10 protein-coding genes are annotated in these 13,399 nt (G+C 49.0%); 9 read left to right on the forward strand and 1 reads right to left on the reverse strand.

Translation table 11 applies throughout. The features are described 5' to 3' along the window. The 3 genes from AAB417_02565 to AAB417_02575 all read left to right on the forward strand — a co-directional run. Nucleotides 1-3,803, forward strand: a 3,803-nt coding sequence (locus tag AAB417_02565) for a hypothetical protein (protein MEK7630885.1), incomplete at its 5' end; no start/stop codon positions are given. 125 nt (nucleotides 3,804-3,928) lie between these two features. Then, nucleotides 3,929-5,611 (forward strand): GDSL-type esterase/lipase family protein, encoded by a 1,683-nt coding sequence (locus tag AAB417_02570; GenBank protein ID MEK7630886.1) that lies wholly within the window; start codon nucleotides 3,929-3,931, stop codon nucleotides 5,609-5,611. Between the two features lie 14 nt (nucleotides 5,612-5,625). Further along, entirely contained in the window at nucleotides 5,626-6,909 is a 1,284-nt protein-coding gene (locus AAB417_02575; GenBank protein ID MEK7630887.1) for a cyanophycin synthetase, read from the forward strand. Here AAB417_02575 and AAB417_02580 read toward each other — a convergent pair. Further along, nucleotides 6,892-7,812, reverse strand: coding sequence for a hypothetical protein (locus AAB417_02580; GenBank protein MEK7630888.1), 921 nt, complete (start codon nucleotides 7,810-7,812; stop codon nucleotides 6,892-6,894). The two genes, AAB417_02575 and AAB417_02580, sit on opposite strands and share 18 nt — an antisense overlap. 59 nt (nucleotides 7,813-7,871) lie before the next feature. Here AAB417_02580 and murA point away from each other — a divergent pair, with 59 nt between their 5' ends. From murA to AAB417_02610, 6 genes are read left to right on the forward strand one after another with little or no spacing between them, the layout of a single operon-like run. Further along, entirely contained in the window at nucleotides 7,872-9,152 is a 1,281-nt protein-coding gene (gene murA, locus AAB417_02585; GenBank protein MEK7630889.1) for a UDP-N-acetylglucosamine 1-carboxyvinyltransferase, read from the forward strand. A 13-nt stretch (nucleotides 9,153-9,165) separates the two neighbouring features. Then, nucleotides 9,166-10,179, forward strand: coding sequence for a rod shape-determining protein (locus tag AAB417_02590; protein MEK7630890.1), 1,014 nt, complete (start codon nucleotides 9,166-9,168; stop codon nucleotides 10,177-10,179). Between the two features lies 1 nt (nucleotide 10,180). After that, the gene (locus AAB417_02595) at nucleotides 10,181-10,708 is read left to right on the forward strand and encodes a hypothetical protein (GenBank protein ID MEK7630891.1); all 528 of its coding nucleotides are present in this window, start codon (nucleotides 10,181-10,183) and stop codon (nucleotides 10,706-10,708) included. Further along, the gene (locus AAB417_02600) at nucleotides 10,696-11,772 is read left to right on the forward strand and encodes a hypothetical protein (protein ID MEK7630892.1); all 1,077 of its coding nucleotides are present in this window, start codon (nucleotides 10,696-10,698) and stop codon (nucleotides 11,770-11,772) included. The genes AAB417_02595 and AAB417_02600 overlap by 13 nt, the downstream gene beginning before the upstream one ends. Further along, complete coding sequence (locus tag AAB417_02605) at nucleotides 11,753-12,304, forward strand: ribosome-recycling factor (GenBank protein ID MEK7630893.1); 552 nt, start codon at nucleotides 11,753-11,755, stop codon at nucleotides 12,302-12,304. The genes AAB417_02600 and AAB417_02605 overlap by 20 nt, the downstream gene beginning before the upstream one ends. A 2-nt stretch (nucleotides 12,305-12,306) precedes the next feature. Then, nucleotides 12,307-13,356, forward strand: a complete 1,050-nt coding sequence (locus AAB417_02610) for a site-2 protease family protein (GenBank protein MEK7630894.1) — start codon at nucleotides 12,307-12,309, stop codon at nucleotides 13,354-13,356. Nucleotides 13,357-13,399 lie beyond the last annotated feature (43 nt).

Consider the following 13,399-nt stretch of genomic DNA (forward strand, 5'->3'; position numbering starts at 1 on the left):
GTGACACCTACATCTCTGGTGGTCTTGGAGTAGGGAATGCGACCACGGCTGATGGTGTACTTGAAACATCAAGTTACGGAGTATTCGGCAACCTCATCAAAGCAAACACCGGTACTTCCACCTTCACCGGAGGAGGAATAGTTGCTGACTCTATCCGCCTCGAACATATTCTTTCATGTACGGGAGCAAGTACTCTTGATACCGATGCGAATGGCGCGATCATCTGTGGCACTGATGCTGATACCGACACCACCTACACGGCTGGCAACAACCTTGCACTCACCGGCACTCGCTTCGATGTCAAAACCAACCTCTACTCCATGGGTGACATCTTCGCGACCACCACCGGCTCTTCCATATATGCCTCATCAACGGTACAGGGAGCAACACTCATCGGTTACTCAAACATCTTTGCCGCGACAACCTCACAACCCCTCGCCGTACTCGCTGTCTCGGGTGACACCTACATCTCTGGTGGTCTTGGAGTAGGGAATGCGACCACGGCTGATGGCATCATCGAAACCTCCGACAATATCTATGTAGGTGGCCGCGTCATTTCTCGCGGATCAGCTACCTCCACTTTCACGGGAGGAATCTTCGCCAACGCTTTCCAAACAAACCTTCCTTCATGTGATTCGTTGGATACCAATAGTAGTGGCGCGATCATTTGTGGAACGGATGCGAGTGGTGGAGCAGGTACACCCAACCTCATCTATCGTTCACTCTCCGGCACCAAGTACTACACGGCGTCATCATCGGCGACTGACGCAAAAGCATGGCATTTCAATGACGGCTTTGTCTCATCAGCATCTTCATCAATCGCAGGCCGTCTCCATATCGCTGACAACCCTCTTGATCTCACGGGTACGGCAGTCTTCAACGCTTCCTCAACTGCACATATCTCCGGCAATACCTGGCTTGGTGCAAATCTCTTGGCAGGAGGTACTACTTCCCAACCTCTGGCAGGATTTGCTTTGGGTGGAGCTACTGCCGGCACTAATGTTGATGCCTACCTCTCCGGAGGTTTGGGAGTAGGGAATGCGACGACGGCTGATGGGGTTCTCGAGACATCTAATCTCGCCTATATTGGTGGGATTTTGAGAGTTGTCGGAACGGGAACAAGCACATTTACCAATGGAGGCATTTTTCTCGACGGCGATCTTACTTTTGGAAAAGGCGCAGGAGGGCCAAAAACATATCACATTGAGCCAGTGCAGACGTATGATGCGACCAGAGGGGTCGAGATTGCGATTCAGGGCGGTAGAGGAGGATCTACTGCATTCGGTGCAAATGGTGGTGGTGGCGATCTCTCGCTCGACGGAGGTCTAGCTTTTTGTGAAACCGAAGATGGTATTTGTCTTGGATTGCCGAATTTTCATGGAAGTGTGCTTTTAGGTACCTATAATCGACATAGCGCAATTGGTGTGGGGACTACTACTCCGTGGGGTAAGTTTTCTATAGAACAGATTAGTAGTGGCATTATTGCAAAAGCTCGAAAGCCAGTCTTTGTAGTCGCTGATACGGGTACATCTTCGCCGTTTATTTTTGTTTCTCAAAAAGGTGTCGTTGGCTTTGGCACCTCATCGCCCACAAATCTTTTCCTCAACCCCGGTGATGTAGCCATCGGCAGAGGAGGCGCTACTTCAGATCTCTATGTATCAGGCGGTCTCGGGGTAGGGAATGCGACCACGAGTGATGGAGACTTTGTGGTAGGTAATGATTTCTACGTGTATTCAAATGGTCGAGTTGGCATCAGCACTTCGACGCCATCAGTGGCAGAAAGTACATTGGGTGGGTTTAGTGTAGGTGTCGATACCTATATTGCGGGAGGTCTTGGTATTGGTGCGGCGACCACGGCTGATTATTCTCTCGAAATTGGCAGTGGGTTTAACGCTGGGTCGAAATTTTTCAATCTCTATAGTAACAATAAAATTGCGATTGGTACGACGACTCCTGGTTACGCGATGCTCAATCTTTCCGCTACCACTACCTTTGCGGGTACGCGTCGGTACGGCCAGGTGCTTGCCGATACGCTCAACCAACGCTTCCAATATTATGAAGAAAACTTTAATCGCGGACCGACATTTTCTTATGTAGCTGCTAATCCATCTCTTTCGGCGCCCTATGATGAGTGGAGTCTTGAAGAGTCGGTTCAAACCAATGGTTGCACATTTGCGCTGACTGATGCCGAGGCCAAGGGCATTTTGACCATTAGTGCAGGATCAGGTTCACCCGGGTGTCTTTGGTATCAGGCGGGTGCAACATCGGGCAATGATATATTTACAAGCTATACAGCTAGCAACAATACGATCTTTGAGACGCAGGTATTGCCAAGCGCAAACGCTGATAATACCGCAGAGATCCTCACGGGTCTTGGTCAGCAGGCCGCTGGATTTACATCAATCGCTACTACCGATGGTATTTATTTTGCAAATTGTTCGTCGGCAACCGCTTGTGGTACCAGCAACGGCATCACTACATGGTATGGGATTACTTGTAACGCTTCATCGTGTACCTTTACTAATCTCAACAAAGCGATTAGTACTACTGCATATAATAAATTACGCTTTGAGGCGCATAGTGGGCATGTCGATTTTTATGTCAATGATATTTTTGCGGGCAAGAATGTGGCTACCATACCTGATGAAGCCCTCGGTATTATCACAAACTTTTTTGGTCTGTCACAAACATTGAAGGTTGACTTCTTCCATGCGTGGACTGATGACCCGGGCGATGATGGTCTTGCGCAAGTATCAAGTGCGCAGATTCTTACCCCCGAGTCGCGCCTTCTGACAGGCAGTGATCTCGCCGAGTGGTATCCTACCGCGAGCAATGTGGAGCTTGAGCCGGGTATGGTAGTGCGCATGGCTACATCATCAATTATTGAATATTCGGATAAGACCTATGATACGGCGGTGATCGGTGTGGTATCGAGTAGCCCCGGTCTTGAGTTAAGTCAGCACTACGAAGATGGCTGGACGCCCGTGGCTCTCGCCGGTCGCGTAAAAGTAAAAGTATCGCTCGAGGGCGGATCAGTTCGCATGGGTGATGCGCTCACATCATCAAGTATCGAGGGGTACGCCATGCGTACCAGAAAGCCAGGTAAGGTGTTGGGTTATGCGCTTGAATCATTTGATGATACAAGCTCTAGTGTCACCATGAAGAATTTACCGGATGGCACACCTATCGCAACTGGCGAAGTGCTGATGTTTGTTAATCTCGGATGGCACGAGCTTGATACCGAGCTTGCGAGCGCTACCAGTACGCAGTCGTGGGTCGTCGACGCAGAGACGGGTCGTATGACTACTTCGTACGCGCTTAATCTTGGTGGGCAGTCTATCGAAAATATAAAATCTATCACTGCTGCGTCAGGCAAATGGTCTATTGATGAAGATGGCAATATGATTGTAAAATCAATCGAAGCTGATGCTATCAAAACAAAAGAGTTGCGAGTGGGTGAGTCAGGTGCGCCGAGCGGCGTGACACTCTTTGATGAATCAAATGGTGAGCCGTATTGTATCAAGGTTGTAGGCGGCGCGGTGACCACGGTTGCCGGATCATGTATTGATAATGCTTTGCAAAACCCGCCGCCTCCTCCGTCAGAATCTGGCAGTGGAGAGTCTCTGCCCCCACCACCACCCGCGGAAGAATTACCGCCGTCAGACGATGGCGAGACGCCCCGGTCGCCTGTGTCAGAAACTCTGCCGCCACCCGAGACGCTACCTCCACCACCTGATGGTGGTCTTGGTGAGATTACCCAAGAGCCACTACCGCCGCCAATCGACGAACCTCCGCTTGCGTGAGAGTTATTATGGTAGACAGAGATTCCGTGTCCACAATTCCTGCTCATTTTATTTTTTTAGGTAGCGTGCTACAATGTGCAATAAATAGGGGGTGGGGTGGATTATCAGTAAGTAATCAAAGATCCATGAGTATAAAAAAGAGTATCAACAAGCTCGTGTCAACCATACTGTCTTTAAAGAGAGAATTCGCCGTGTATATCCTTTTTGTGGTCCCAGCCCTTTTCTTCTTGGCGGTAATTGTTGCCAAACCAACAGCTACCCTAAGTAGTAATTCTCAACCGGTCTTAGTGCACAGCGTCGATAGTACAGGTACCCAAGACTCTCTTTCGCTCGATGTGTGGGGAAATTATGCGTTTACTGGCAATGCTGCGGGTAAGTTCTATGTTCTTGATCATGCCACAACCACCGGTTCGGGTGTTCATGCCTCTTTAAATATCGAAGCGCCAGTAAAAGATGTCATTGTAACACGAGACTATGCATATTTAGCAACTGGTAAGGATTCGGGAGAGCTCATCGTTGTTGATACGCGTCAACGAGATAATCCTACGATTGTTGGCAGCTACAATGCTTTTGGCTCTGCAAGTGGTTTGTCATTGGCAGTTTCAAATAATAGGCTTTATTTGGGAACCGCAAATAATAGTGGTGCCAATGGCAAAGAGTTTTTAGTTTTAGATATTTCTAACCCCGAAAGCCCAGGTCTAGTAGGCTCTTTTGAAGTAGGAGCTCAAGTAAAAAGTATCGCTATTGATAACAACAAAGCGTATATTGTTACTTCAAATACGACAGCAGAACTTAGGATGTTGGATATTTCAAACCCTCTTGCTATTTCACTTATCGCAACATATAATCTCCCAGGCAACGGCATCGCGAATGCTATAACCCATAAGAATGGTTTTCTTTATGTTGTATCCAATAACGGCGGATCTCCGCAGCCTGATTTTTTCGAATTTTCTACGGATAATAATTTTTTCACCCTTGTTTCATCAGCAGATTTAGCAAGTGATAATAATGACATTGTAGTCAGAGCGGGGAGGGCGTTTATTGCCACTCAAACAGTTGGCAAGCAGCTTACGATCCTCGATGTATCAAACCCAATGAGTCCCGTGTTGTTTTCTACATATAATGCAGGTGGTGCCAGTAACAAAATTAAGATGAATGGTCCGCACATATATCTTGCAACAGGGAATAATACTCAAGAACTCCAGGTTGTAAATCCACTTGTTCCACTACGCATTTTAGATATTAACAATGATGGCATTATACGCATAGGATGTTTAGGTGACTCAAATACATTCAATTGGAGCAGGGCAAGATGGTGTGATTTTCTTGTTCAACAAATAGCCGTACAAACACCTGTGGGGAACAATAGCCCCGCATTTACGGGAGCTACTGTTACGCATAATCCAAAAGGGGGGCTCTGGGATGCATATGGACAAATGCCTATGGTATTGGCTGCCGGAGTTGATGTGATTATCTTACCCTTCGGCACTAACGATATTAATTTGTTCCACCGAACTCCAGAGGAAATTGTTGCCGCATATTCTGAGAATAAAGCAACCGCAGAGGCGGCTGGATTCCCGGTATTTATCGCACTTACTCCGCCTTTGCAGGATGGAATTTTAGGGATTCCTCAGCCAGAGCGAGAGGCAACCAATAATCTTATCAAGCAAACATTTCCTTCTGAGTATATTATTGATTTTTCTTCCACTATGATCCCCGAAGATTACGGAGATTTGGTGCACATGAATAATTACGGTCAATTTGAGCGTGCCCGCAAGGCATACGAAAGATTCCTGTACTCAGATTAGATAACTATCTACGAGTGAAATATTTCTTTGTCGGCATCAAAGGCGTTGGCGTTGTGGGCATTGCCACGCTCTATAAAGAATGGGGGCATGAGGTTCTTGGCTCTGACACCGAGGAGGTATTTTTTACTGCCGAGATTTTGAAAAATCTCGGCATTTCGGTTGTTTCGTTTGATGTCTCTCATATAACCGTTGATATATCGAAGGTTATTTACTCAAGCGCATACGGGGTGGATCATCCACAAGTGGCACGCGCCCGTGAACTTGGTATTCCCGTCGCCTCATATTCAGAGGCGCTTGCAGAACTTTTTAATACAAAAAAGGGGGTTGTAGTAACGGGAACGCATGGCAAGACGACAACGAGCGCGATGCTCGCGCGCGTTCTTGAAGACGCGAGTTTTGACCCTACTGCCGTTATCGGCGGCGAGCTGGTCGAGTGGGGGCGCACGGTGCGTACGGGTTCTAGCGAGTGGATGGTGGTGGAGGGCGATGAATATCAAGCAAAAATTTTAGCGCTCAAACCATATGCGGCACTGATTACCAATATCGAATACGATCATCCCGATTTCTATAAAAACGAAGAAGAATATAGGGCAGTATTTAGGCAGCTCGTGGCTTCAATGCCGCCCGAAGGTATTGTGGTAGCACACCAGAGTACCAAAGATCTTATTGAGGCATCCGGCACGAAAGCGCGTACGATATTTTTTAGCGAACTTGATCAATCAATCAATTTGACGCTTTGGGGCAAGCACAACCGTGAAAATGCTGCGGGCGTGTTGGCGCTTGCTGATGCGTTGGGCGTCGAGCACGCGATCGCCACGAAGGCGCTAGCAGGTTTTCGCGGCACCAAACGCCGTATGGAACTCTATACTGATGCCGACGCACCGGTAGTCGTGCTCGATGACTATGCGCACCATCCGACCGAGATTCGCGCGACACTCTCTGCGTTGCGCAACCACTATGGCAATCGGCACATCATCGCTCTTTTTCAGCCACATACCTATTCACGCACCAAGACATTTCTTGCCGATTTCGCGACAGCGTTTGGTGATAGTGATGAGGTCGCGATTCTCGATGTCTATAGCTCCGCGCGCGAACAGGCAGGTGAGGTGACAGGGAAAAATCTTTTTGAAGAAGTAGCTAGGCACCATGCGCATGTGTCGTTTGCCTCTACTGTTGATGATGCGTTGGCATTTGTACGCGACAAGGCAAAGCAAGACTGCGTGGTAGTCACCATGGGTGCTGGCGACATATGGCGTGTAGCGGAGGCACTTTCTCGCGATCTACAGCAGGGGAATTGAAAAGAGTGTTCCTTCCGAGAGTATAAAGAGTAGCTCGTTTTCGGGTGATACGAGAATATGAGGTTTTTTGCCACGAAAAATAGTAAATATATTGTGCCGGTCGCGCCCGTCAAGCTCGATAATATCTACGGTAGTGTCTGTAGCAACGACCAAAGCTTCTCGGTTAGGATAGAAAGCAATATTTCGTATCGTTTCCGCAAGAGTGATGAGCTTCGATTCATCGCGATCGGCATAGGTTGGTAGATACGCTTCGCCATCAAGCCATTTGATCCAGATGCTATGGTCGTCCCACCAGACGATGCGTGACGGCTCGTAAGCAAAGGTTTTTATTTTTTTTGATGCGACAAAATCGCGAGCCGTTTTTGTATAGGTAGTGGTTGCCGTACTTACTGCGTTTGCTGGTGGGAGCTTGGTGGTCGTCTGGGTATCGAGTGAAAAGAGATCAAAAGCGCGGCGCGGCTTCGTAAGGATCAGCGCTTGTTCATCGTCATTGAGGAATTGTATGGAAATATATTCTCCGTGTGTGAGTTTTTGTGGTTTTTCAGTTGATACAAGTAAAGCTTCCGCGCGCACAACCTGGGCAGGATAGACACGCAATGTTTTTTCCCATGTATGATAGCCATCTTTTTCAAGACGCACGCGGTATTTGCGCGGTGTGAGGCCCTGCAAAAAGAGCTCGCGCGAGAAAATATTTGTCTCCCGCTCGAGTGTGTTGTCGACAAAAATACGCACGCCGGTAGTGGGTGTAGGTGCTAGAGACAAGCCGCCCGCACGCACAATGCGCCATTTGACAGACTCACGATCAAGTCGATATCCAAACGAATAGAAGATAAGAGGTATTCCCGAGAGCAAGAAGAGGCTCGTCAGCGTCCAAAAGAGGATTCTCCGGCGGTGCTTAGTCATTACTATTGACTATAGGAATTCTTGCTCACAAGCGCAAGAACCCGTATGATGGGGCAACTATGACAAAAGCTACTTTTCACATTTCTGGCTCATCAAAACCTTTGCGCGGTAGCATTGATGTGCGTGGCGCTAAAAACGATATTTTAAAAGGGCTCGCTGCAGTGTTACTCACAAAGGGCGATATCGCATATAAAAATATGCCTCAAATAGAAGATGTTGATCGTACGCTCGAATTGCTTGCTGCGCTCGGTGTGCGAATGACTGGCAAAACCGCTCGCGCATGCATGCTCAACGCTTCACATATCAAAGGGCATATATTGCGTCGCGATATTGCTGAGCAAATTCGCGCATCCATTGTACTTGCGGGTCCGCTACTCGCGCGCCAAGGCAAGGTACGATTTCCATTTCCTGGCGGCTGTGTTCTTGGCAAACGACCCATTGATCTTTTTGTGCGGGGTTGGCAGGCGATGGGCGCGCGTGTACGCGTGGTCGATGATGAGTATGAGTTTTCCGCAAGCCGATTACACGGTGCGGATATTACTTTTTATAAAGTAAGCGTGACGGGTACTGAGGCAATGATGCTCTCAGCAGTACTCGCACATGGTACTACGACGCTTCGCAACGCCGCGCTCGAACCTGAGATCCCGCATCTGGCTGATTTTCTTAACTCGCTTGGCGCGCATATTAGTGGCGCTGGTACATCAACTATTGTCATTGAGGGTACGGGTGGGAGTGTACTCGAAGGCCCTGGTGAATTTGTGACATTACCCGACAGAATCGAAGCGGGAAGTTTTGCGGCACTTGCTGCGGCACGCGGTGGCAAGGTGAAAATTACTTCATGCAATCCCGAACATTTGGCGGTACCGATAGAGATTTTGCGTGAGATGGGTGTGCGCGTGACTGTTGGCAAAGATTTTATGCTTATCGAGCGTACGGGTAAGATAAAGCCTATCGATATGATTAAGACGCGTGAATATCCTGGATTCCCTACCGATCTACAAGCGCCATTTACGGTATTGCTTACGCGTGCTCAGGGCGCGAGCCTTGTGTTTGAAACAATCTTCGAAGGAAGGCTCGCGTATGTTGACGATTTAAATCGCATGGGGGCTTATATCACTCCTTGCGATCCCCATCGCGTGTTGGTCAACGGTCCTACCGAACTTCGCGGAAGACGCGTGGAAAGCCCCGATATCCGCGCTGGTCTTGCATTCGTCATCGCGGCTGCTATTGCCAAGGGACCCTCGGTGCTCGAAGGTATTTATAAAATTGATAGGGGATATGAAAAAATAGAGGCGCGTTTGCGCCGTATCGGGGTTGATATAGAGCGCAAAAAATCATAGGGTAAGAACACGAATGGGCTTTTTTACTAAACAACTGGGTATCGATCTCGGCACGGCAAACACACTGGTGTTTATACCGCGCAAAGGTGTCGTTCTCAACGAGCCATCAGTCGTTGCTATTTCCGTTTTAAACCATAGGGTGCTTGCGGTAGGTGATGAGGCAAAAGAAATGATTGGCCGTACACCCGAAAGTATCATTGCATATCGGCCACTTCGTGATGGCGTGATTGCTGATTATCGCGTAACCGAAGCGATGCTGCGCTATTTTATAAACAAGGCGCTCTCAAGTCCGCGTATTTTTAAACCCGAGGTGATGGTATCAGCACCCGCGGGCGTGACATCGACCGAGCGGCGAGCGGTGGTAGAGGCGGCTCTCAAAGCAGGCGCAAAAAACGCTTATGTGGTCAAGGAACCTATCTTGGCTGCTATTGGTGCAGGTATTCCTATCCAAGAAGCGCGTGGCCATATGGTGGTAGACATTGGCGGTGGTACTACTGATGCCGCAGTCATTTCTTTGGGTGGTATCGTCGCCTCGACCTCGGCAAAAGTTGCGGGCAATAAAGTTGATCAGGCAATCACTGACTATATCAAAGAACGGTTTAACCTCGCGATTGGCGACCGTACCGCGGAAGATCTCAAAATTAGTATTGGTTCGGCAGTACCGCTCAAAGAAGAGCTTGTCACTATCGTAAAGGGTCGCGACTATTTGACGGGTCTTCCACGGAGCGCTGAGATTAAGACCAATGAAATCGTAGAAGCCATCAAAGAGCCAATGGCCGAGATCATGAAGGCGATTAAACTTGTGTTGCAAGATACTCCTCCAGAACTTGCCGCAGATATAACGACTACTGGCATCATGTTGACTGGTGGCGGGGCACTCTTACGCAATATTGATGAGCTGGTATATCGCTCGACCGGTGTGCCCGCACACATCGCCGAAGACCCACTGTTATGTGTTGCGCGCGGCACGGGCAAGGCACTCGAACACCTCGAAACTTATAAAAAGAGTATTATGACCAAGCGCTAGCATGGCGCGCTCTCACGCATATTTTTTCTACGGCAGTGATACTCTAGCGCGTGACGCGGCACTCGTGGCCGCGCTTGACGAACTGGAGCCGCGTTTTCGTTTTCGCTTTGGTGAAGAAAAAGCCCTTGGTATCGATGACGCGCACGAAATCGCACGCAAGGCAACGCTCTCGGTAGGGGGCGATACACAAGCATTTGTGATACTGCAGGCAGATATGATGACACACGAGGCCACGCAAGCCATGCTCAAGATACTTGAGGAGCCGCCGGCGGGTTCCGTGTTTTTTCTTGTTTCTGATTCTACGGATATTCCCGCTACTCTTCTGTCGCGTCTTACCACGCAATCTTTTTTGGGGCAGGGTGTATCGGGGGCACTCGCGCGCTTTGAAGACACGATACGCAAGACTGGCAAGGTGTCGCGCGCCAAGGCAGATAGTCTGCGTCGCCAGGGGCGTGTGGATATACTCCGTACCAACGCGCGCATAAGTGCACAATCTTTGGTAGAATATGAAGAGATATGCCGCGAATAGTTATTGTATTTCTTATCATTATCGGTGTGGCGTTGGCGGGCACTTTGGTGACCTTTATTGTATTGCGTAACCAGCCAGCCACACCAACGCCCGTAAAAGAAACATCCGTCGTCAAAGACGCTCACCTTTTTTTCTCTGATGACGGCGGTGCAGCATGGAAGGGTGTCGCAGGTTTGGGTCAGGGAGTTCCTCGAGTTCTCGCCTTTAAGTCCGGTGGATCGGGGCAGCTCTATATTGGCACTGAACGAGGAGGTCTCTTTATTGTACGCGCGGGATCAGATAGCGCAGAACATGTGCGTGATCCCAAGGGCGTTCTTGCCGATGACGCGCGTATCACTGCACTCGCCCAAAATGCTAGCGGCACGCAACTTTTTATTGGTGCTACGCAAAATAATCGCGCGCGTGTGATACGACTTACCGAAGAGACGGCGCAAGAAATTTTTACGGCCGCGCTCGACCGTTTTGATGTGATAGGACTTGCGGTAGATCAAGGGGATGCCGCGCATATCACTATTGCGGTTGCCGATGGTACGATTTTTGAAACGCGCGACGGAGGCAAGTCGCGTTCATGGGAGCCCATCTCACGCATCGGTACGGGCATCGCGCGTTTTTGGGATGATGGTGAGCCTGATGGTATTGTGTGGGCGCTTGATAGTAAGGGGTCCTTGTTTCAATCCGATAGTCGTGGAAGACTATGGAAGGAATTACCCCGTGTCGCGTTTGATGGGGTCAAGGTTTCAAAAATATATCAGCTTCTCTTCCACCCCATGCGTCGAGCACTTTTTGCCGCTACCAATTATGGTTTAGGTGAGTCGCGCGACGAGGGCTTCTCGTGGGTCTCCATCCGTATGCCCATACCTGCGGGTGCAGTACCCATCACGACTATTGTTACGCATCCTCATTTCGCCGAAGTCTTTTGGACGACATCGGGCAATCAAATATATCGTACTGACGATAGTGGCATCACCTGGCGCCAAACCGCATTGCCTGAGAAAAAAGATATTATCATACTCGCACTCGACCCTAATCAACCAAAACATTTATATGCAGGAACTGCTCAATAATACAAAAAAAGAACTCGAATCAACACTCGCGCGCCTCAATGCTGATATTTCAGTGATTCATTCGGCACGCGCTACCCCAGCGCTTGTTGAAAATATTTTAGTGCCTGCCTATGGCAACAAGATGCCGCTTCGCGAGCTTGCCTCGTTGTCGGTGCCTGATGCGCGCACCATTATCGTACAGCCATGGGATGTATCAGTATTGTCCGAGATTCAAAATGCTTTTGCCTCGTCAAATTTTGGTTTCGGCGTGACGGTCGAAGAGAAGTTTATCCGTCTTACATTGCCACAGCTTTCCGAGGAGCGTAGAGGTGAGATTTTAAAAATACTCGGGCGCAAGGTGGAGGACATACGCATTAGTGTGCGTAGGATACGCGATCATGCGATGAAATCAGTCGAAGATATGGAGCGAAGTAAAACTATTTCTGAAGATATGAAATTTCGCACTAGAGAAAGCGTACAAAAACTCGTCGATGAGTTTAATAAAAAAATTCTTGCCGCAGAAGAAAAAAAGGCAAAGGAGATTGAAGGTTAGATATGGGCATCATCGAAGGAGCTCTGATTTTTATCGTTGTCGTACTACTGCTGGTAGTATCACACGAGCTTGGGCATTTTTTGACGGCCAAATGGTTTGGTATACGCGTTGATGAGTTTGGCGTGGGTCTCCCTCCGCGCATGTTTGGTATCAAGAGAGGCGAGACGCTCTACTCAATCAATTGGTTGCCGTTTGGCGGGTTTGTGCGCATTTTTGGTGAAGACGAGGACAAGGACGATCCGCGCAGTTTTTCGTCACGCGGTATCGGTGTAAAGTCGCTTATTGTAGCCGCGGGCGTTATCGCTAATGTTGTCGTCGGGTTTTTGATTTTATCGTATATCTCGTGGTACGGCGTACCGCGCTTTGAGGTTGCTATCGAAGAAGTTATGCCAGATACACCCGCCCAACTCGCAGGTTTTCTTCCCGGAGATCGTATCGTAGGGTTTGAGGGTAATCGTCTTGAGAGCGTCAATGTCGCTGAGGTCCATATGTATATCGATAGCAAGCGAGGCCGTCAAGCTGAATTTTTGGTAATGCGTGGGTCTAGTGAGCTCCGTGTGTTCGCGGGTCCCCGCATAACCCCGCCCGAAGGCCAAGGCGCGCTCGGCGTGCGCATCAACAATATCCAAACTGATATTATTCGCAAATCGGTTTTAGAGGCACCGTTCGCCGGCGCGAAAATGACGGGCAATTTCTTGAAACTTATCGCAGAGGGTATGGTCGCGTTTTTCGGTAGTCTGTTTACCGGCGCCGAAGTACCGGGTGAGGTGGTAGGACCGATAGGTATCGCGGGTGTCGCACAGGAAACCTTTCGTATCGGTGTTCGTGAGTTCCTGTTTCTTATTGCATTGTTGTCATTACACTTGGCTGTCATCAATATCTTACCGATTCCAGCGCTCGATGGCGGGCGCATCGCATTCTTTGTAGTTGAGAAAATCATTCGCCGACCCATCCCGCCGCGCGTTGCGGGGTATATCCATTCGTTTTTCTTCTTGATCCTTATTGGGTTTCTTCTCTGGGTAAGCTGGCAGGATATCGCTCGGCTGATATAAGTTATTCAGGTATTTTCAATTTGGGGGGTGGGTGCTACTATAC

It is taken from the genome of Patescibacteria group bacterium (assembly GCA_038064855.1).
Lineage (GTDB): Bacteria > Patescibacteriota > Minisyncoccia > Ryanbacterales > GWA2-47-10b > SICQ01.

Excerpts from the sequence above, each read along its gene's own strand:
- AAB417_02570 (MEK7630886.1), top strand. The coding sequence starts at position 3,929 with ATGAGTATAAAAAAGAGTATCAACAAGCTCGTGTCAACCATACTGTCT.
- AAB417_02580 (MEK7630888.1), bottom strand. The coding sequence starts at position 7,812 with ATGACTAAGCACCGCCGGAGAATCCTCTTTTGGACGCTGACGAGCCTC.
- murA (MEK7630889.1), top strand. The coding sequence starts at position 7,872 with ATGACAAAAGCTACTTTTCACATTTCTGGCTCATCAAAACCTTTGCGC.
- AAB417_02590 (MEK7630890.1), top strand. The coding sequence starts at position 9,166 with ATGGGCTTTTTTACTAAACAACTGGGTATCGATCTCGGCACGGCAAAC.
- AAB417_02595 (MEK7630891.1), top strand. The coding sequence starts at position 10,181 with ATGGCGCGCTCTCACGCATATTTTTTCTACGGCAGTGATACTCTAGCG.
- AAB417_02600 (MEK7630892.1), top strand. The coding sequence starts at position 10,696 with ATGCCGCGAATAGTTATTGTATTTCTTATCATTATCGGTGTGGCGTTG.
- AAB417_02605 (MEK7630893.1), top strand. The coding sequence starts at position 11,753 with ATGCAGGAACTGCTCAATAATACAAAAAAAGAACTCGAATCAACACTC.
- AAB417_02610 (MEK7630894.1), top strand. The coding sequence starts at position 12,307 with ATGGGCATCATCGAAGGAGCTCTGATTTTTATCGTTGTCGTACTACTG.